General features: G+C 65.6%; 18 protein-coding genes. 5 read left to right on the top strand and 13 right to left on the bottom strand.

Going from position 1 to position 18,741, the window contains the following annotated elements; genetic code table 11:
• Positions 1-309 precede the first annotated feature (309 nt).
• A complete protein-coding gene (locus tag AC1ROX_RS17075; protein ID WP_493127230.1) occupies positions 310-762 on the top strand; it encodes an Hsp20 family protein in 453 nt (150 codons plus the stop codon).
• Positions 763-983: 221 nt separating this feature from the next.
• Here AC1ROX_RS17075 and AC1ROX_RS17070 read toward each other — a convergent pair whose 3' ends face one another.
• Together AC1ROX_RS17070 and AC1ROX_RS17065 are read right to left on the bottom strand one after the other, a co-directional pair.
• Positions 984-1,913: a fumarylacetoacetate hydrolase family protein gene (locus AC1ROX_RS17070; protein ID WP_493127227.1), complete on the bottom strand. Its 930-nt coding sequence runs from the start codon at positions 1,911-1,913 to the stop codon at positions 984-986.
• On the bottom strand, positions 1,910-2,242 hold the full coding sequence (locus AC1ROX_RS17065) for a carboxymuconolactone decarboxylase family protein (protein ID WP_493127225.1): 333 nt from the start codon (positions 2,240-2,242) through the stop codon (positions 1,910-1,912). The genes AC1ROX_RS17070 and AC1ROX_RS17065 overlap by 4 nt, the downstream gene beginning before the upstream one ends.
• 63 nt (positions 2,243-2,305) lie before the next feature.
• On the opposite strand from AC1ROX_RS17065, the gene AC1ROX_RS17060 reads away from it, so the two are divergent.
• Positions 2,306-3,253 carry a VOC family protein gene (locus tag AC1ROX_RS17060; protein ID WP_493127223.1) on the top strand — a complete coding sequence of 316 codons (948 nt, stop codon included), beginning with the start codon at positions 2,306-2,308 and terminating at the stop codon, positions 3,251-3,253.
• 9 nt (positions 3,254-3,262) lie between these two features.
• On the opposite strand, the gene AC1ROX_RS17055 is transcribed toward AC1ROX_RS17060, so the two are convergent.
• Genes AC1ROX_RS17055 through AC1ROX_RS17010 form a run of 10 tightly spaced genes read right to left on the bottom strand, consistent with a single transcriptional unit; the run spans position 3,263 to position 14,930 of the window.
• Positions 3,263-4,132 carry a fumarylacetoacetate hydrolase family protein gene (locus AC1ROX_RS17055; protein WP_493127221.1) on the bottom strand — a complete coding sequence of 290 codons (870 nt, stop codon included), beginning with the start codon at positions 4,130-4,132 and terminating at the stop codon, positions 3,263-3,265.
• 13 nt (positions 4,133-4,145) lie between these two features.
• A complete protein-coding gene (locus AC1ROX_RS17050; protein ID WP_493127219.1) occupies positions 4,146-5,003 on the bottom strand; it encodes a DODA-type extradiol aromatic ring-opening family dioxygenase in 858 nt (285 codons plus the stop codon).
• A gap of 4 nt (positions 5,004-5,007) precedes the next feature.
• On the bottom strand, positions 5,008-7,344 hold the full coding sequence (locus AC1ROX_RS17045; protein ID WP_493127217.1) for a xanthine dehydrogenase family protein molybdopterin-binding subunit: 2,337 nt from the start codon (positions 7,342-7,344) through the stop codon (positions 5,008-5,010).
• A 34-nt stretch (positions 7,345-7,378) separates the two neighbouring features.
• Positions 7,379-8,344: a Bug family tripartite tricarboxylate transporter substrate binding protein gene (locus tag AC1ROX_RS17040; protein ID WP_493127215.1), complete on the bottom strand. Its 966-nt coding sequence runs from the start codon at positions 8,342-8,344 to the stop codon at positions 7,379-7,381.
• Positions 8,345-8,380: 36 nt separating this feature from the next.
• Positions 8,381-9,610, bottom strand: coding sequence for a VOC family protein (locus tag AC1ROX_RS17035; RefSeq protein WP_493127213.1), 1,230 nt, complete (start codon positions 9,608-9,610; stop codon positions 8,381-8,383).
• Positions 9,611-9,620: 10 nt separating this feature from the next.
• Entirely contained in the window at positions 9,621-10,400 is a 780-nt protein-coding gene (locus AC1ROX_RS17030; protein ID WP_493127211.1) for an FCD domain-containing protein, read from the bottom strand.
• Positions 10,401-10,409: 9 nt separating this feature from the next.
• A complete protein-coding gene (locus AC1ROX_RS17025; RefSeq protein ID WP_493127209.1) occupies positions 10,410-11,117 on the bottom strand; it encodes an ABC transporter ATP-binding protein in 708 nt (235 codons plus the stop codon).
• Positions 11,107-12,855, bottom strand: coding sequence for a branched-chain amino acid ABC transporter ATP-binding protein/permease (locus AC1ROX_RS17020; RefSeq protein ID WP_493127207.1), 1,749 nt, complete (start codon positions 12,853-12,855; stop codon positions 11,107-11,109). Before AC1ROX_RS17020 ends, AC1ROX_RS17025 begins: the two co-directional genes overlap by 11 nt.
• Complete coding sequence (locus AC1ROX_RS17015) at positions 12,852-13,703, bottom strand: branched-chain amino acid ABC transporter permease (protein WP_493127205.1); 852 nt, start codon at positions 13,701-13,703, stop codon at positions 12,852-12,854. Before AC1ROX_RS17015 ends, AC1ROX_RS17020 begins: the two co-directional genes overlap by 4 nt.
• 6 nt (positions 13,704-13,709) lie before the next feature.
• Positions 13,710-14,930, bottom strand: coding sequence for an amino acid ABC transporter substrate-binding protein (locus tag AC1ROX_RS17010; protein ID WP_493127203.1), 1,221 nt, complete (start codon positions 14,928-14,930; stop codon positions 13,710-13,712).
• Between the two features lie 204 nt (positions 14,931-15,134).
• On the opposite strand from AC1ROX_RS17010, the gene AC1ROX_RS17005 reads away from it, so the two are divergent.
• Both AC1ROX_RS17005 and AC1ROX_RS17000 read left to right on the top strand, forming a co-directional pair.
• A complete protein-coding gene (locus tag AC1ROX_RS17005; protein ID WP_493127201.1) occupies positions 15,135-16,187 on the top strand; it encodes an alcohol dehydrogenase in 1,053 nt (350 codons plus the stop codon).
• A complete protein-coding gene (locus AC1ROX_RS17000) occupies positions 16,184-17,146 on the top strand; it encodes a class I SAM-dependent methyltransferase (RefSeq protein ID WP_493127199.1) in 963 nt (320 codons plus the stop codon). Before AC1ROX_RS17005 ends, AC1ROX_RS17000 begins: the two co-directional genes overlap by 4 nt.
• A 44-nt stretch (positions 17,147-17,190) precedes the next feature.
• On the opposite strand, the gene AC1ROX_RS16995 is transcribed toward AC1ROX_RS17000, so the two are convergent.
• The gene (locus AC1ROX_RS16995) at positions 17,191-17,931 is read right to left on the bottom strand and encodes a TlyA family RNA methyltransferase (RefSeq protein ID WP_493127197.1); all 741 of its coding nucleotides are present in this window, start codon (positions 17,929-17,931) and stop codon (positions 17,191-17,193) included.
• Between the two features lie 38 nt (positions 17,932-17,969).
• Between AC1ROX_RS16995 and AC1ROX_RS16990 the strand changes: the two genes are divergently transcribed.
• Positions 17,970-18,713, top strand: a complete 744-nt coding sequence (locus AC1ROX_RS16990; RefSeq protein ID WP_493127195.1) for an SDR family NAD(P)-dependent oxidoreductase — start codon at positions 17,970-17,972, stop codon at positions 18,711-18,713.
• Positions 18,714-18,741: the final 28 nt, after the last annotated feature.

Below are 18,741 nucleotides of genomic sequence, written 5' to 3'. Positions count from 1 at the left end.
CCCGCAAAACGATGTTGAGCGCCAGCATGCCGGCGGCCTGCGAGATCGACAGGACCCACCAGGCAGCTTCGGATTTGGGAAGGAATTTGGACATGCGGTTACCGCCTTTGATCTGGCGATATTTCCCACATTAGCCATGGGTTGAATTTCCGAAGGTTTTCCGGAAGTGAGCAAATCCTGCCGTTCAAGGGCCCGAGAAGGAAATTTTTATCGCCCTTGAAGCGGCCTCTTCCCTCCCCAAATCACCCTCGTTCCCCGCGCCCATCCGGGGCGGGGACATCCAACATCGCTCAGGAGAGGATGATCAACATGCGTACTGTCGACTATTCGCCGTTCTATCGCGCCACCGTCGGTTTCGACCGCGTCTTCGACCTGCTCGACTCGGTGTCCAGCCAGTCCGGCGCCAACGGCTACCCCCCGTACAACATCGAGAAGGCCGGCGATAACGCCTACCGGATCGTGATGGCGGTTGCGGGCTTCAGCGAAGCCGAGCTGAACCTGACCCAGAAGGAGAACGAGCTCCTGGTCACCGGCCAGGCCGCGCCGACCCAGGGCCAGGACGAGAAGCAGTATCTCTATCGTGGCATCGCCGGCCGCAACTTCGAGCGCCGCTTCCAGCTCGCCGACCATGTGAAGGTCACGGGTGCGAAGCTCGCCAACGGCCTGCTGACGATCGAGCTGCAGCGTGAGATCCCGGAGGAGAAGAAGCCCCGCGCGATCCCCGTCCAGGCAGGCAACGGCCAAGCCGCTCTCACCCACTAAGCAGGTAGCAGCCTGCTGTCTCGAAGGGGCGTCGCGGGAAACCGCGGCGCCCTTTTTCGTGGTCACAAGGCATATGAGTAAGGATCCCTCACTGCGTTCGGGATGACACCACTGCTGGAACTTGCGCAGTGCGCCGATTCAGAAAGCAGTGTCATCCCGAACGCAGCGAGGGATCCTTCGTTTCACCTCCCCCGCAGGACGAGGGAGGTGAAAGAGCGGAGCTACTTCGCGTACTTGCCCGTGAGCTGCGGCGTGTGCGGGCCCTCGCCGCCCTTCTCCTTGTGCTGCAGACGCGTGGTGCGGGCCCAGGTGCGCTTCAGCTCGTCCTTCACGCTGAACTTCAAGGTGCCGATCTTCTCGACCGTCAGTTCGATCTTGTCCCCGTCCATGAACGAGTTGAGACCGCGATGGTTGGTGCCGGTGGCGACGATGTCGCCGGGCTCCAAGGTGTGAATCGAACTCACCCATTCGATGATGCGCGGGATGTGGTGCGCCATGTCGGAGGTGTTGAACTTCTGCATCACCGTGCCGTTGTTGGTCAGCGTGATGTTGAGGTTCTGCGGATCGGCGATCTCGTCGGCGGTGACGATGCAGGGGCCGATCGGCGCGAAGGTGTCGCGCGACTTCATCTGGAAGAACACGTTGCCCGGCGGCGGCAGGCCGCGGGCCGAGCCGTCGATGAAGCAGGTGTAACCGAAGATATGCTTGAAGGCATCGGCCTGCGTGGCGCGTGTGGCGCGCTTGCCGATGATCAGCGCCATCTCCGCCTCGCCCTCGAAGATCGAGGCCGGCGCGTCGGGCAGCAGCATCGTGTCGCCGTCGCCGATCACTGCGGTCGCGGCCTTGTGGAAGGCGTTGATGGCCGGCTTCTCCGGCAGGGTGCCGTCTTCCATGTAGTTCACCGCCATGCAGACGATGTTGCCGGGCTTCGGCACCGGCGGACGCAGCTTCACGCCGGACACGGGCACGCCCTTGCCGTCGGCCGCGGCCTTCTCGACCTTGGCCTTGTAGCTGTCCCACTGGGCGATCAGGCCGATGATCAGGTCCCGCGAGTCGCGATGCGGGATGTCCTTCACGGCATCGGTCACGTCGACGACCTGGTCGCCCTTGATGACGCCCAGGCGGTAGTCATTGAAATAGCAAAGCTTCACTTCTTCTCTCCCTCTTCGAGCACTTTCTTGGCGACGTTGGCGGCAGACATCGCGGTCGGCCAGCCGGAATAGAATGCGAGGTGCGTGATGAGCTCGATCAGCTCGTCCTTCGTAACCCCGTTGTTGATGGCACGGGCGAAGTGTCCTGTCTGCTGCTCGGTACGATTCATCGCGACCAAGGCTGCACACGTTATGAGGCTACGGTCTCGCTTGGACAGGCCCGGACGCTCCCAGACATCGCCGAACACGACATTGTCGGTGAGCTCGATCAACTTGGGGGCGAAAGACCGGAGCGCGTCGCGCGGGTTCTGGGCCGGTGGCTTGGACATCGTTTCTCTCCTTTTCAAGATCGGACGGCAGGTCTAGCGTTCCTGCAAAACGCGGAGGAAACAATGGCCGTCATCAAGGCTGCGGAATTCGCCTGGCCCCGGATGGAAGCTCCCGACCTCGATCAGATGGAGGAGTTCCTCACCCATTTCGGTCTGGTCCGTGCCGAGCGAACGCCCGACGCGCTCTATATGCGCGGCACCGACGATCACCATCATCTTCATGTCACACACAAAGGCGGTACGAAGTTCATCGGCTTCGCCTACCACGCCGCCGACGAGGACGACCTGAAGCGCCTCGCCAAGCTGCCGGGCGCTTCCGGCATCGAGGCCTTGGACGAGCCCGGCGGCGGCAAGCGCGTGCGCCTTACCGAGCCCAACGGCTACCAGATCGAAGTCGTGGCCGGGCAGAAGCGCGTCGAGCCGATCAAGGTCGCGCGCGACGAGCACAATACGGCCCGCGAGCCCGGCCGCCGGGTCGGGCGCGTGATGCGGCTCGGCAAGTCGCCCACATCGATCCAGCGCATCGGCCATGGCGTGCTTTCGTCGCCGAAGGTGACCGAGACCGTCGCGTGGTTCCGCGAGACGCTGGGCATGATCCGTTCCGACGACGTCTATGTCGGGACCGCGGACAACATCATCGGCTCGTTCAACCGGCTCGATCGCGGGGACGCCTACGTCGATCACCACGTCTTCTTCTGCAATCACAACACCAGGGCCGGGCTGAACCACGTCTCCTATGAGGTGCAGGACATCGACTGTGTCTTCCAGGATCACGAGTACATCAAGCGGCTGGGCAAGTACGACCATATGTGGGGCATCGGTCGCCACCTGCTGGGCAGCCAGGTCTACGACTACTGGTGCGATCCGTGGGGCCGCGTGCACGAGAGGTGGGCCGACACTGACCGCTTGAACGCGGCCAATGGCGGCAACCTGCTCAGCGCCGAGGAAGGCTTCCAGTCGCAATGGGGCGACCGGCCGCCGGACCGCTTCCTGGGTCACGCCAGCCCCTGAGGCTGCTGCCTACTTCGTCTTGAACTTGTCCGGCAGGCGCTCCTCGTTACCGAGCGCCACCTTGCGCACGCCCTCGCTGTCGGGGCTGGGCGGGAAGCCTTCGGCTGCGCGCGGCGCCGGCGTCTCGACGACCGTGTTGGACAGGCGGCCGACACCCGTGACCTCGATGTCGATCGTGTCGCCGGCTTCGAGCGGGCGCGAGTTGGCGGGCGTGCCCGTCAGCAGGATGTCGCCCGGCAGGAAGGTGATGTGGCGCGCCAGATCGGCGATCAGGTAGCCGCAATCGAAGATCTGCTCGCTGACCGCACCCTCCTGCACCATCTTGCCGTTCTTGTAGCTGCGCAAGGTCGACTGGCGCACGTCGACGCCCGACACGAGGCCGGGGCCGATCGGGCAGAATCCGTCCATGCCCTTCACCCGCAGCATCGAGCCTGCATCGGTGTCGCGGAAATCGTGGCAGCCAAAATCGTTGGCCGGTGCGAAGCCCGCGATGCAGGCCCAGGCCTCTTCCCGGCTCACGTTCTTCGTGACCTTGGAGAAGACGACGGCCATCTCGCCCTCGTAGTTCACGTACTTGTAGCCCTTGGGCTTCACCAGCTCACCCTTGTGCGCGTTGAGCGCCGTCAGCGGCTTCTGGAAGTAGGTCGGCGTCTTGGGCGGCACGTGCGTGTTGTTGAACTCGTAGTAGCGCGAAATGTAGTTCACATGGACGCACAGGATCTTGGTCGGGTTGCACGGCGGCAGGTGCACGACGTCCTTCTCGTCGGCGGTGCGGCCGTCGGCAAAGACGATTTTGCCGTCCTTGAATTCGACCCAATAGGCGCTGCCGTCCTTCATGACGTGACGGATTTCCCTGCGCGGTCCCTCGAGTACGCTCATCTCAACAACTCCCCTACTGAAGATCGAACCAGACATGAACATTGCCGGTGCCGGCCGCGTTCTCGTATTCCGAGAGCTGCGTGCCGCGGGCGCGGCAATTCCCGCCGCCCAGCGCCCCCATCATCTGCGCGTAGTGCGCGCCGTGACCTTCGTATTTCGCCGCTTCCAGCTCCGGGAACCGGTCGAGCACCGTGTCATGCCGGCCCTGCTTCCAGAGCTCCAGCACCTCCCTGTCGAGCGCGCGGTTCTTCGGCTCCGACACATTGTCGGGATGCCAGGCGCGCGGATTGGGCGGCACATGGTCGAGGTCGTAGAATTTGTGGCTCATCGCGCCCGAGGCCAGCAGCACGACCCTTGCATCCGAGCGCCGTATCGCCTCGCCGACGACCTCACCCATCTGCAGAAAGTGCTTCAGCTTCGCGGTCTGGCAGGTGCCGACGCTCAGCACCTTCTCGCCGCGCCCGAGATAGTGGATCACGTTCAGGGTCGGATAATGCAGCGGCAGCGTTTCCTCGACGACGTTGCGCGCGGCGACCTTCTTCTCCTGCGCCACCTTCTCGACTTCGGCCGCCAGCGCGGGCGCGCCGGCATGGTCATAGGGAAAGCGCGTCATCGAGAACGGCAGCTCGTCCGACGTATAGGTGCCCTTGTAGTGCGCGGCGCCCGCCACGAGATGCAGCGACGTGGTGAGCCAGTGCGTGTCGAACAGAACGAACGTATCGGGCTTCACCGCGTCGATCTTCGCACGCACGCGGTCGAAGCCCTCGATCAGGTCGGAATCGCGGCCGTTGCCGCGCTGGACCCGGATCTCTTTGGGCTGCACCAGGCCGGGATGGTGCGAAACGACGGCCGCGCCGACGATCTGGCCCATGGACTTATGCTCCCTTCGCTGCCTGGATGGCCCGCCAGACATTCTCCGCCGTGGCCGGCATGACCATGTCGCGGACCCCGAGCGGCGCCAGCGCGTCGATCACGGCGTTCATGACCACGGGCATCGCGCCCACCGTGCCCGCCTCGCCTGCGCCCTTGGCGCCCAGCGGATTGTATTTGGTCGGCACGGGGTTCGACTTCACCTCCATGCTGCACATCATGTCGGCGCGCGGCATGGTGTAGTCGAGGAAGCTCGCGGTCAGCAGCTGGCCGCTCTCGCGGTCCCAGATCACCTGCTCACCCAGGATCTGGCCGACGCCCTGCGCCACGCCGCCGTGGATCTGCCCCTTGAGGCCGATCGGGTTCATCACCGTGCCGACATCGTCGACCACGGCATAGCGGTCGAGTTTGACCTCGCCCGTGTCCGGATCGACCTCGACTTCGCAGATGTGGCAGCCATTGGGATAGGTGTCCTTCTCGCCGAGATAGGTCGCGTTCTCGTAGAGCCCGCCCTCGAAACCGCTCTTCGGCCACTTGGTCGGATTGAACGCCGCCATCGCGACGGCCTTCAGCGTCACCGTCTTGTCCGTACCCTTCACCTTGAAGGTGCCGTCGGCGAACTCGATGTCCTGCTCGCCCGCCTCAAGGAGATGCCCGGCCAGGCGTTTGCCCTTCTCGATCACCTTCTCCGCCGCCATGAACAGCGCCGAACCACCCAGCACCGTCGAGCGCGAGCCGTTGGTGCCCATGCCGAAGGCCACGCGATCGGTGTCGCCGTCGATGAACTGCACGTCGTGCGGATCGATGCCCAGACGCTCGTTCAGGATCTGCTTGAACATGGTCTCGTGGCCTTGCCCCTGGGCCTTCGTCCCCATCAGCAGTGCCGCCGTGCCGGCCGGGTTGAAGCGAATCTCGGCATATTCGGGCTGCGCCGTGCCGGCCGCCTGTTCGATCGCATTGATGATGCCGAGTCCGCGCAGCTTGCCGCGCTTCTTCGATTCGTCGGCCCGCGCTGGGTAGCCCGCCACGTCGGCGAGCTTCAGCGCCATGTCCATGTTCTTCTCGAACTCGCCGCAATCGTAGAACGGCCCGACCGGGCTCTGGTACGGCAGGGCCGCCTCCGACAGCATGTTCTTGCGCCGCAGCTCGACCCGGTCGACGCCCAGTTCGCGGGCCGCATCGTCGATCAGGCGCTCGATCAGGTAGATGGCCTCCGGACGCCCCGCGCCGCGATAAGGCGCCGTCGGGTTAGTGTTGGAGAGCACGCCCACCACGTTGATGTAGGCCTTGGGAATCAGGTAGACGCCCAGCACCGTGCCGATCATGCCGAAGGGCGACAGCAGGTTGCGGTCCGAGCCGACATAGGCGCCGATATTGGCCAGCATGTTGAGGCGCAGCGCGACGAACTTGTTATCGGCGTCGAGCGCCAGCTCGAGCTCGCCGACATTGTCGCGGCCATGCTCGTCGGCCATCACCGCCTCGGAGCGCTCGCAGCACCACTTGACCGGCCGCAGCAGCTTGCGCGCCGCCCACAAGGTCAATCGATGCTCGACATACTGCCAGCCCTTGGTGCCGAAGCCGCCGCCGACATCGCCCGTGATCACCCGCATCTTGCTCTCGGGCACCTTGAACACGTTCTGCGCCAGCATGTTGCGCACGCGATGGGGATACTGCACATCCGCATAGAGCGTCATGCGGTCCTCGCCCTGGTCGTAGACGCCCAGGGTGCCGCGCGGCTCCATGTACTGGGCATGCACGCGCGTGATGACGTAGCGGCGCTTGATGACCCTGGCCGCGCCCTTGATCGCCTCCTCGGTTGCAGCCTTGTTCCCACGCTCGATGAAATTGGAAATATTGTCGGGGCAGTCGTCCCAGACCGCTGGTGCGCCCGGCTTCACCGTGTCCTCGGTCAAGGTCACCGAAGGGATCGGCTCATAGTCGATCTCGACCAGCTCGGCGGCGTCCTTGGCTTCCGCCAGCGTGTCGGCAATCACCATCGCCGCCGGATCGCCGACATAGCGCACGCGATCGACGACGAGCGCCGGCCGCTGCGGTGCGTACATCGGCTTACCGTCGGGCCGCTTCCTCGGCATGTTGGCCTTGGGCATGCCGAGCCCGTCGGCGACCACATCGTGGCCTGTGTAGACGGCGAGAACGCCGGGCGCCGCCGCCGCGGCATCGGTGTTGATCGACCGGATCTTCGCATGGGCGTGGGGAGAGCGAACGAAGACCGCATAGGCTTGCCCATGCAAATTGATGTCATTGACGAAGCGGCCCTGCCCACGCAGCAGGCGCGGGTCCTCGAAACGCAATACCGACTGGCCGATTCCATACTTGCTCATGACGCTCTCTCTCCCGCGAACGCGCGATCTGACTTTAGGACTGGCTGACGACATGGGCGAGCGGACGCCACCGTGCCATGTCGGCTTCCACCCGCGCCCGGAATTCAGCCGGACTGCTGACACGCGTGTCGTTGCCCAGCTCTTCCAGCTTGGCCTTGATGTCCGGCCGAGCCATCGCCTGCTTGAACGCCTCATAGAGGCGAGCCTGGATGGCGGGCGGCAAACCGGCCGGCGCGGTGAAACCCAGCCAGGAGACGATGTCGTAGTCAGGCACCACCGTCTCCGCGACGGTCGGCACATCGGGAAAGCCCGGATGCCGCTCCTTCGACGTGACGGCCAACGCCCGCAGCTTGTCGGTCTTCATCAGCGGCTGGGCGTTGGAGAACGTCACGACATGCATGTCGAGCCGGCCGCCCACGAGGTCGTTGAAGGGCTGCCCGATGCCACCCTTGTAGGGGACGTGGGTCATCTTCGCGCCGGTCTTCTCGAGGATCAGCTCCATCGCCATGTGGAGCGTCGATCCCACACCCGACGTGCCGTAGGTGAGCTTGCCGGGCTCGCGCTTGCCCTCCTCGATATAGGCCTGGAGCGTCTTGAAGCGCGACTCCGGCGCCACAGTGAGCACGAAGGGAAAGCGCGTGACGATCGAGATGAAGTCGAAATCCTTCAGCAGATCGTAGGTCAGGCTGCGGTCGGTGGCCGACACCACCGCCTGCCCGCCCGTCATCAGGTAAAGCGTATAGCCATCGGGCTTCATGCGCGCGATCTGGCTGGCCGCCAGCCGCTCGGCCGCCCCGGGCCGTGGCTCGATGACGATCTGCTGGCCGAAGATCTCGGTCAGCGGCACGCTGAGATGGCGGGCGATGGTGTCAGGGTTGGACCCGGCATCGTAGCCGTGCATCAGGCGAATGGTCTGCGACGGGTAGGCCTGCGCACGCGCGATTGCGGGTGCGCCGACCGCCGCCGCCGCGGCAGACATCAGCAAAGTCCTGCGTCTCATGTTTCCTCCTCCTGTTTTTCATTGTTCGGGCCGTCGTTATCCCAACGGTCCCATGAACGTCTGATCGGCATAGGTGTCGGACATCGGCTCGATCGCTGCCGGCCAGTCCTTGCCGACTTTGCGGCGCAGCTCAGCCGGACGCGGTTTGCCGTCCCAGCCGATGCGCTCCATGTAGTAGTGCAGCATGATGCAGTGGCCGGCCGGATCGAGAATGTGCGCGGCATAGTCGACGCCGGGATAGAGTTCGGGCGGGATGGCATCGGTGAACTGCACGCCGTGCTTCTTCAAAAAGGCCACCGCATCGCGGAGCTGCTGGTAGCTGCCGACCTCCACGCCCATCGAGGCGCAGCTCGTGTCGGGATTCAGCCCAAGCTCGCCACGCAGCACCTTGGGAAACAGCGAGAGCGAATGGTGCTCGCTGCCGTTACGCAGGAAGACGCAGCGATGGCCCTTCCAGGTCACGACCTCCGTGCGGATGAAGCCCATCGTCTGCGTGTAGAAGGCCTCGGAGGCACCGACATCGGCCACAAACAGGCTCATCGGGCCGATGCTGGTGACCTTGAACGGCCGCGGCAGGCGCGTGCCGGCGACGACGAACTCCTCGCCCGTGCGGTCCTGGATGACGTTGCCGGCATTGATGTCGATGCCCTTGGCGACAGCATCGCGCACCTCCTGCTCCTCGGAGATCTGCGGCAGCTCGGGCGTCTCGCGGAAGGCGCGGTAGTACATCGATTCCGGCTTGGAGCGGCCGTCCCAGCCGATCTGCTCCATGCCGTAATAGAGCTCGACCGTGTGACCGTCGGGATCGCGAATGTAGGTGTGCCAGTTGCTGCCCGGCATGTCGCGACCGACCCTGCGGATCTCGACATCGTGCTCGCGGAAATAGTCGGCCGCGGCAAACACCTCATCCATCGTGCCGACCTGCCAGGTGATCTGGTTCACCGTGACGTCGCGCGAGACGGCATCGTCGCCGAAGATCGCGCCCAGCGACTTGTGCGCCAGCAGGAAGGCGTGGTGGTCGGAATTGTGGCTCATGAAGACGATGCGCGGGTCGCCTAGCCGCTTTGCCACCTCCTCGCGTCCGGGAATCTTCGACAGGTCGCGCGTGTCGGTGATGCGGAAGCCCAGCAGGCGGGAATAGAAATCGAGCCCTTTGTCCATTTCGGCAACATTGAAGCCGAAATGTCCAAGCCGGCGGATCTTGAACGGCCGCGGATAGCGCACGCCGCCGACATCGTAACTCGCTGCCTTCTGAATCGTGTCCATGGTGTCCTCCTTAGTTCTTGCGGCGCTTGGGCTTGAGCACGCGGGCATTGCCTCGGATCAATCCCGGAACGTCGGCCACCGCCTGCTCGACGGTGGTACGGATGTGCTGCTCCAGCAGGGAGCAGGCGAGATCGGACTCGCGCGCGAGCACCGCGTCGCGGATCTCGAGATGCTCGTTCCGGCGATGCAGCCGGCTGTGGATCATGGTCAGCCAGTGATAGCGGCGCGCCTGGTCAAACAGCTCGCTGCGGTAATGCAGCGACCAGGGCGAGCGGCAGGTCGCCACCAGCGCATCGTGGTAGCGCTTGTGGCGCTTGCCCCACTCCTGCTTCACCGACAGCGGATCGTCCTGCTTGGGCGCCGCGAGCTTGCTCAGCAAAAAGTACGAGCTGACGATCTCGGCTTCCCAGGAATCGGTGCCGTGGCGGATGGCGTCGGCCAGCGTCTTGGTCTCGAGATAGACGCGCAGCTCCGAGAGATCGAGGAAGTCGGCCAGCGAGATCGGCGACACCTGGAAGCCGCGCCCCGTCTCGGTGCGCGCGAGGCCCTCCGATACGAGGTGCGACAGCGCCTCGCGCAGGGTGCCGACGCTGGTGTCGTAGCGCTGGCGCAGCTCGCCGAACTTCAGCTTCTGGTCGGGCTTCAGCACGCAGCACAGGATGTCCTCGCGGATCTTTCGCAGGACATCGAAGGTCGCGGCATCCTCGCGGCTGACATCCTGCGGCGCGGTGGTCGCCGACAGGTTCTCGTTGGCGCCCTCGAACGGGACGGTGGATAGGACTTTGGCCATGAAGGCTCCTCAAACTCCCAGATAGGCTTCGCGGATGTGCGGTTGTTTCATCAGCTCGTCCGGCAGGCCGGTCGCCACGATGCGCCCCTGTTCCAGCACGTAGGCGCGGTCGGCGACGCTCAGCGCCTTCACCACGTTCTGTTCGACCAGCAGCACCGCGGCGCCGTCGTCGCGCACCCGGCCGATGATATCGAACATATCGTCGACGATGGTCGGCGCGAGCCCGAGCGACGGCTCGTCGAACAGGACGATTCGCGGCTGCGCCATCAGCGCCCGGCCGATCGCCACCATCTGCTGCTGCCCGCCCGACAGCTCGCCGGCCGGCTGGCTGCGCTTCTGGCGCAGGATCGGGAACAGATCGTAGACCCGCTCCAGCGACTGGACCCGTGCGGCGCGCGGCCCCGGCAGGTAGCAGCCGAGCTCCAGGTTCTCCTCGACCGTCATCTTGGTGAACAGCCGCCGCCCTTCGGGCACCAGTGCGATGCCGTGACCGCAATAGCCGTGCGCCCGCACCCGCTTCATGTCGGCCCCGTCGAAACGCAGGTCGCCCGACCGGCAGCGCAGCATGCCGGCGATGGCATTGATCAGCGTCGTCTTGCCCGCGCCGTTGGGCCCGATCACCGAGACGATCTCGCCGGCATCGACGTCGAGCGAGACGTCCCAGACGGCGGATGCGTCGCCGTAGCCGACGTGGAGGTTGCGGACTTCAAGCAGCATAGGCTTTGCCGAGATAGATGCTGACGACACGAGGATCGCGCATGACCTCGCGCGGGGCTCCCAGCGCGAAGAGCTTGCCCTCGTTCAGGACAGCGACCCGGTCGGAGAGTTCGACCACGGCTCGCATGAGATGCTCGACGAAGACGATGGTGGCGCCCTGCGCCCGGATCGCGCGCACCAGCCGGATGGCATTGTCGACCTCGGCCGGATTGAGGCCGGACAGGACCTCGTCGAGCAGCAGCAGCTTGGGTTTTGCCGCCAGCGCGCGCGCCAGCTCCAGGAACTTGCGCTCGTGCAGGTTCAACTCGGCCGGCAACGCCTCTTCCTTGCCGGCGAGGCCGGTGAAGCCGATCCAATGCAGTGCTTCGGCCCTGATCTCGGCGGCGCTGCGCGGCGGGCCGCCGAAGGTCGCGGCCATCGCCACATTGTCGAGCACGGTCATGTTCGTGAAGGGCCGCGGTATCTGGTAGGTGCGCGCCACGCCGCGGCGCGCAATCTCGTGCGCCGGCAGGTGCCCGATCTCCGCCCCGTCGACCGTGATCGTGCCGCCGGTCAGCGGATAGAAGCCCGAGATGACGTTGATCAGGGTGGTCTTGCCCGAGCCGTTCGGCCCGACCAGGCCCAGGATCTCGCCCTCACGCACGTCGAGATCGACGCCGGCCAGTGCCTGCAGGCCGCCGAAGCGCTTGGCCGCGCCCCTCGCCTCCAGGATGTTGCGCGTGCTGATCTGTGGCGGCGTTGCCGGGACGACCGGCACCACGGCGGCGTGCGTCTTCTCCTCGACCGTCCGGCGCCGCTTCATCCAGGCCTGGATGGCCGGCACGACACCGTCGGGCAGCCACAGGATGGCGAGGATCAGGATCAGCCCGACCACGGCGCGGCCCACCATCGCTTCGCCGCCGCTGATGAAGGCGTAGAGCAGCGCCGTGATGACCGTGGCGCCGATGGCGGGACCGAACCAACTGCGCGAACCGCCCAGCACGCTCATCAGCACGACATAGAGCGGCACGGTGAGCTCGAACGTGCCGCCCACCGTGAGGAAGCCGACATACATCGCGTGGATGCCGCCCACCGCGCCGGCGATGCCGGCCGACAGGGCGAAGGCGATCAGCTTGTAGCGGAAGGTCGGCACGCCCTTGGCCTCGGCGACATCCTCGTCGTCGTGGATGGCGAACAGGCCGAGGCCGAGCCGCGAATGAGCGACCCACCAGGCGATGCCGAGCGTCAGCACGCACATTGCAAAGCCCAGCATGTAGATCGTGCCGGTCTGCGTCGGCATCAGGTGCGGCAGCGGCACGGCGCTCATGAACACGCCGGCGCCACCGTCGATCGGCGTGTTGAGGATGATCGTCGCGATCACGAAGGTGACCGCGAGCGTCAGCAGCGCGAACAGCTCGCCGCGCAGCCGCTTCATGCGGAAGACGACCGCGCCGACCCCGACGCCCAGCAGCGCCGCCATTGCCGCGGCGAGCGGTACCGTCGCCAGAAACGGCATGTCCGCCTTGGTCGTGAGCGTCGCGGTCGTGTACATGCCGACGCCGAAGAAGGCGGCATGGCCCAGGCTGAAATAACCCGCGAAGCCCGAGAGCAAGGCCCAGCTCGTCGACAGCGAGATCCAGAAGAAGACGAGATAGAAGAACGAATCGTAGAAGGCCGGCAGGCCCGCCGTCGGCAGGATCGCGAAGACGATGATGCCCAGCGCCGCAGCGGCCTTTGGAAGGGTCTGTCCGGCCGTCATGACCACTCCGGATCCCACAGCAGGATGGCGATCAGCACCGAAAAGGACACGACGGGGGCCCAGGCCGGGCTGAAGACCGCCATGGCGATCGATTCGCTGGCACCGATCAGCAGTCCGGCGAACAGCGCGCCCAGCGGATTGCCCAGCCGGCCGATGATCACCACCGCGAAGACGACGCCCAGCCACGCCCAGATCTGGGCCGGCGCCAGGGTCGCGATCAACGCGATGAAGGTGCCGGCGACACCGGCATAGGCTGCGCCGATCCCTGACACGAGATAGGCGAGCCTGCGGTGATCGATGCCGTAGGCCGCCGCGATATCGGCATCCTCCGCGCTCGCCCGCAGCGCCTTGCCGACATAGGTCTTGCGCAGCCACAGCCAGGTGCCCCAGGCCAGCATGCCGGCCACCAGGCAGAGGATCAGCTCCAGCACCGGGATGTAGAACGGACCCGCCTTGATCGACCAGGTCGCGTAGTGCGTCTCGAAGCGGCGATAGTCGGCCGTCCAGTAGAGCTGGATGCCGACCTCGAGCATGACGGCGAAGCTGAAGGTGATCAGCAGCGAGCCCAGCTCGTTCACCTTGAAGCGGACGAACACCCAGTGCTGCGCCAGGCCGATCGCGAACATCGCCGGCACGATGACCAGCACCGACCACCACGGCTCGACATGATAGGTCGTGCCCAGCTCGTAGGTCAGGTAGGCCGCGAGGAAGGCCAGCGCGAAATGACTGAGATTGACCAGCCGCAGCAGGCCCCAGCTCAGGCTGAGACCCAGCGCCAGCAATCCGTACATTCCGCCGGCCAGGACGCCCGAGATCAGCGCCTGGCCGAGAAGCGTTGCACTCGGCATCGATCGCTACGACAGCAGCTTCACGCCGGGCGCCGCGAACTCCCTGGGCCAGACGACCTTCCATTCCTTGTTCTGCACCTGCCGGATGAGCTGCGCCGGGGCACCGTGATTGTAGAGGCCATCGAACTTCAGCGGCCCGTAGATCGTGTTCACCACGTTCTTCTTCAGGAAGGCCGCGATCTGCTTGTCCTCGAGGCTCTTGGCGCCGTTCACGCCCTGCTCGAGGATCTGCCATTCCGAAACCATGCCAGCCGCCTGCGCATCGATCAGCGGATACGGCAGGTTGGCCTTGGTGGCGCGCTCCTTGTAGGCCGCAGCAATCTTGGCGACCCCGGGCCGGCTCATGAAGGGTTCGTCCGGTTCGAGGAAGGTCGACGACCAGGCGAGATTGCCGTCGGGCGACAGCGCCAGCGGCCCCGGCGCGGGATAGAGATGGAAGCTGCCCTTCGGTGCGTATTCGAGCTTCTTCAACGCTTCGAGTATCTGGTTGCTCTCCAGGCCCAGCGAACCGACCCACAGGAAGTCGGCATTGGCCTCCTTCACGCGCGCGGCGATGGCGCCGAAGTCGCGGTTTCCGGCCTCGTATTCGAGATAGAGCGGCACCTTCACGCCGCGCTTCTCGGCTTCGGTCTTCATGCCGTGCGCCATGAACTGGGCCGAGGGGAACTTGCTGGTAAGGACCACCATGCTCTTCGGAGGCGCCGGCAGGCTGGCCATGGCATCGAGGATCACGTTGGGATAGGTCTTGTCGGGCTCCGGGCCGAACGGCGTCGCCGGAAAGGCCATGTCGTAGGTCTGCAGCTTGGGGATACCCATGCTGCTCTGGATGATGACCTTGCCGTAGCGCTGGGCCACGCCCATCGCCGCCAGGATCGGCGCCGTCGCATAGGGGCCCTGGATCAGGTCGACCTTGTCGACGGTGATCAGCTTCTCGTAGAGGCTGCGCGCCACGTCCGGCTTGGACTGGTCGTCGAGCAGCACATATTCGACGGGTCGGCCGAGGAAGCCGTCGCGGCTGTTGATCTCCTCGACCATGATCTCCGAAGCGATCTTGTGGATGACCGCGGTCTGCGCCAGGAAGCCCGTCAGCGAGAGGGTACCGCCCACCCTCACCGGCTTGCCCGAGGGCGCCGCGCGACCGATGGCCGGCGCCGCCAGCAGCGCCGTCGAGCCCAGCAATCCAGTCAAGACACGGCGACGACGCCATGAGCCCATCCGCTCGCGCATTTTGTTTCCTCCTTCGACGTTTATTTAATTTGAACGTCGTTGAAATAGAGCCTGCCGCAAGCATCCTCGTAAGTAAACGGATTTTCGAAACTTTCGAAAATTTTGAACATGGACCGTTCTGCGAGATTCCTGGATGGCGTGTCACGAAGACGGCGCGCCTCTTTCGGCATATTCTCCGCCCCGTCCATAACGGAGAGAGTCCCAATGAAGAGCTACAAGGTCGTCGAATTCGGCCAGCCGCTGCAGAAGGTCGAGGAGAGCAATCCCGCGCCGCAGGGCGCCGAGGTGCTGGTCAAGATCACCGCCGCCGGCGTCTGCCACAGCGACGTCCACCTGTGGGAAGGCTTCTTCGACATGGGCGGCGGCAACAAGGTGTCGACGCAGAAGACGATGAACCCGCCGCGCACCATGGGCCACGAGATCGTGGGCGAGGTCGTGGCGCTGGGTCCCGACGCCAAGGGCGCCAAGGTCGGCGACAAGGCCGTCGTCTATCCGTGGATCGGCTGCGGCAGCTGCTGGTACTGCACCAACGGCCGCGAGCATCTCTGCCCCGCCCCGCGGGCCCTCGGCGTCAACAAGGATGGCGGCTACGCCGACCACGTCCTCGTGCCCGATGCGAAGTATCTCTACCCCTACGGCGACATCCCCACGGAACTCGCCTGCCTCTATGCCTGCTCCGGCATCACCGCCTTCAGCGCGGTGAAGAAGGCGGTCGGCGAGGATGGCGGCAAGCCCATCCTGGTGATCGGCGCTGGCGGCGTCGGCATGATGGGCGTGAAGTTCGCCCAGTCGGTGCTGGGCCGCGCGCCGATCGTGGCCGACATCGACGAGGGCAAGCGCAAGCTGGCGCTGGACAATGGCGCCTTCGCCGCCGTCGACCCGCGCGACAAGGATGCCCGCAAGAAGATCTTCGAGCTGACGGAAGGTACCGGCGTCGGCGCCGCCATCGACTTCGTGGGCGCCGACAGCACCGCGCAGTTCGGCGTCCGCGCACTGGCGCGCGGCGGCCGCCTGGTCGTCGTCGGCCTGTTCGGCGGCACCTTCTCGCTGCCGATGCCGATGTTCGCCTTCACCGGCTGCCAGATCGTGGGCTCGGTCACCGGCAGCCCCGGCGAGATGAAGGAGATGATGGACCTCGTCACCGCCGGCAAGGTGACTCCGGTGCCGGTCATCAAGCGCACGCTCGACGAGGCCGACGCGACGCTGCAGGAGCTGCGCAAGGGCCTGATCATGGGGCGGGCCGTCCTCGTTCCGTGAGCCAGGCGACCCGCGCCCTCGCCCACGCCTTCGACATCGGAGCGCTCGCCGCCAGGCGGGCGTTCTTCCTGCGCGCCGAGGATCCGCCCTTTGCGGAGATCGACGCGGAGCAGTCGTTCCGGCCGGCCTTTCTTCGCCTGAAGCAGGCCGTGCCGCGGCTGGAAAGCGGCGGGCATGAACTCGGCCTCGTGCTGCTGACCAAGCACAAGGAGGAGAATTTCGCCAACATCGCGCGCGGCTGGGCCCTGCTCGCGCCGGGCGGAACGCTGGCCTGCGCCGGCGCCAACGACGACGGTGCCGCGAGCCTGGAGAAGCATGTCGGCAAGGCCTTCGGCGGCGTCGATACGCTCTCGAAGTTCCACAGCCGCGTCTTCTGGTTCACGAAGGGCGAACGCCCACCACCCGACTATTGGAAGCAGCTCACGACTTTGCAGCCGGTCGGCGACGGCTCGTGGCTGAGCCAGCCCGGCGTCTTTTCCTGGGATCACATCGACGACGGCTCCGCCCTGCTCGCGGCGCACCTGCCGCATGACCTCTCAGGCCATGTCGCCGACTTCGGCTGCGGCTGGGGCTTCCTCACGCGGCACGTTCTGGCGACCTGCCCCGCCGTTACGAAGATCGACTGCATCGACGCCGAACACCGCGCGGTCGAGGCAGCGCGTGCGAACGTCACCGATCCACGCGCGACGTTCCATTGGCTCGACCTGATCAACGAAGCCGCGCCCGCGACCTACGACGCCATCGTCTGCAATCCGCCCTTCCATGCCGGCCGCGCCGCCGAACCCGCGCTGGGCCAGGGCTTCATCGCCGTCGCCGCCCGCGCGCTGAAACCTGGCGGTCGCCTCTACATGGTCGCCAATCGCGGCCTGCCCTACGAGCCGCTGCTCAAGGCGAACTTCGCGTCGTTCGAGACGCTGGCCGACAACAACAAGTTCAGGGTGACCCGCGCGGTTCGCTAGCCCCCTTTTGTCATCCTGAGCAAGCGAAGGATCCTTCGCTTCGCTCAGGATGACAATTGAGCGGCTATGAGAAATTCCTTATTCCCTTCCGCGCCGGTGATCGGGCTCTCCGTCACACCCAGCACCTGCCAGCCCGGTTGCTTGGCCAGCCAGGACGAGATCGTCTCGACGACTTCGGTGTGCAGCTCCGGCTCGCGCACGATGCCGCCCTTGCCGACGCGGCCCTTGCCGACCTCGAACTGCGGCTTGATCAGCGCCGCGAGATGCGCGCCCGGCGCCGCAAGTGCGAGCGCGGCCGGCAGGATGAGCCGCAGGCCCACGAACGAGGCATCGCAGACCACGAGGTCGATCGGCTCGGGGATTTCCGCGCGCGTGACGTCGCGGATGTTGGTCTTCTCCATCGAGACGACGCGCTGATCGGTGCGCAGCTTCCAGGCGAGCTGGTTGGTGCCGACATCCACGGCATAGACCTTCGCCGCCCCGCGCTGCAGCAGGCAGTCGGTGAACCCTCCCGTCGAGGAGCCGACATCGAGCGCGATGCGGCCCGTCACGGGAATGGCGAAGTGATCCAGCGCCTTCTCGAGCTTCAGGCCGCCGCGCGAGACATAGGGATGGAGCTGGCCGCGCACTTCGAGCGGCGTGTCCTCGGCAACCGCCTGCCCCGCCTTGTCCAGCCGCCGGTCGTTCGAGAAGACCAGCCCGGCCATGACCAGCCGCTGCGCTGCGGCGCGTGTTTCCACCAGCCCGCGCTCGACCAGCGCCACGTCCAGCCGCGTCTTCGCCAATACTGTCTCCCTTCGATTGTCCTGCTAGCATGGCGGGCATGAGCATGAAACTTCTCGAGGGTGAACGCGCCCTGATCACCGGCTGCGCCGGCGGCATCGGCCGCGGCATCGCCAAGGCACTGAAGGCCGAGGGCGCGATCGTGCTCGGCAGCGACATCGCCGCCCCGCCCGCCGAGGACGGCATCGATTTCCTCGCCGCCGACCTTTCGAAGCGCGACGGCTGGAAGAACCTCCTCGACGGTGCCGTGAAGAAACTCGGCACCATCTCCCTGTTCGTCCACGCCGCGAGCCCGCGGCGGCTGGAGATCGACACTCCGCTGTCGGTCAGCGAGGAGACGTGGGACCTGATGACCGACATCAACCTGCGTTCCGGCTTCTTCCTCGGCCGCGAGGTGGGGCGTCACATGCGCGACAACGGGATCAAGGGCCGCATGATCCTGGTGACGTCGCAGCACCGCGAGACGCCGCGCAACCTGCCGCACTACAGTGCCTCCAAGGCCGGCATGACGATGGTGATGAAAGAACTCGCCCGAGTGCTGGCGCCCGAGGGCATTAGGGTTAACGCCATTGCGCCGGGCGCGATCCCGGGCGGCGGTTTCGTCGCCGGCAACCTCGACGCCCTCGTCGCCCAGATCCCGCTGGGCCGCGCCGGAACGCCCGACGACATTGCCCAGGTGGCCGTCGCTATCCTGTCGGAAAGATTTGGCCGTTATGTCGTGGGCACGACGGTAGAAGTTGATGGTGGACTGGGCCTCACGAGCTGGATTCCTGCCAAGGCTTGACCTCGCTGCGCGGAAGGGTTGAGGTGCG

The organism is Reyranella sp. GW821-FHT14A01, assembly GCF_058803965.1.
This window is presented reverse-complemented; position numbering and strand designations above follow the sequence as displayed.

Excerpts from the sequence above, each read along its gene's own strand:
- AC1ROX_RS17065 (WP_493127225.1), bottom strand. The coding sequence starts at position 2,242 with ATGTCCAAGCCACCGGCCCAGAACCCGCGCGACGCGCTCCGGTCTTTC.
- AC1ROX_RS17040 (WP_493127215.1), bottom strand. The coding sequence starts at position 8,344 with ATGAGACGCAGGACTTTGCTGATGTCTGCCGCGGCGGCGGCGGTCGGC.
- AC1ROX_RS17050 (WP_493127219.1), bottom strand. The coding sequence starts at position 5,003 with ATGGGCCAGATCGTCGGCGCGGCCGTCGTTTCGCACCATCCCGGCCTG.
- AC1ROX_RS17060 (WP_493127223.1), top strand. The coding sequence starts at position 2,306 with ATGGCCGTCATCAAGGCTGCGGAATTCGCCTGGCCCCGGATGGAAGCT.
- AC1ROX_RS17035 (WP_493127213.1), bottom strand. The coding sequence starts at position 9,610 with ATGGACACGATTCAGAAGGCAGCGAGTTACGATGTCGGCGGCGTGCGC.
- AC1ROX_RS17020 (WP_493127207.1), bottom strand. The coding sequence starts at position 12,855 with ATGACGGCCGGACAGACCCTTCCAAAGGCCGCTGCGGCGCTGGGCATC.
- AC1ROX_RS17010 (WP_493127203.1), bottom strand. The coding sequence starts at position 14,930 with ATGCGCGAGCGGATGGGCTCATGGCGTCGTCGCCGTGTCTTGACTGGA.
- AC1ROX_RS17030 (WP_493127211.1), bottom strand. The coding sequence starts at position 10,400 with ATGGCCAAAGTCCTATCCACCGTCCCGTTCGAGGGCGCCAACGAGAAC.
- AC1ROX_RS17075 (WP_493127230.1), top strand. The coding sequence starts at position 310 with ATGCGTACTGTCGACTATTCGCCGTTCTATCGCGCCACCGTCGGTTTC.
- AC1ROX_RS17055 (WP_493127221.1), bottom strand. The coding sequence starts at position 4,132 with ATGAGCGTACTCGAGGGACCGCGCAGGGAAATCCGTCACGTCATGAAG.
- AC1ROX_RS17015 (WP_493127205.1), bottom strand. The coding sequence starts at position 13,703 with ATGCCGAGTGCAACGCTTCTCGGCCAGGCGCTGATCTCGGGCGTCCTG.
- AC1ROX_RS16990 (WP_493127195.1), top strand. The coding sequence starts at position 17,970 with ATGAGCATGAAACTTCTCGAGGGTGAACGCGCCCTGATCACCGGCTGC.
- AC1ROX_RS17025 (WP_493127209.1), bottom strand. The coding sequence starts at position 11,117 with ATGCTGCTTGAAGTCCGCAACCTCCACGTCGGCTACGGCGACGCATCC.
- AC1ROX_RS17045 (WP_493127217.1), bottom strand. The coding sequence starts at position 7,344 with ATGAGCAAGTATGGAATCGGCCAGTCGGTATTGCGTTTCGAGGACCCG.
- AC1ROX_RS17005 (WP_493127201.1), top strand. The coding sequence starts at position 15,135 with ATGAAGAGCTACAAGGTCGTCGAATTCGGCCAGCCGCTGCAGAAGGTC.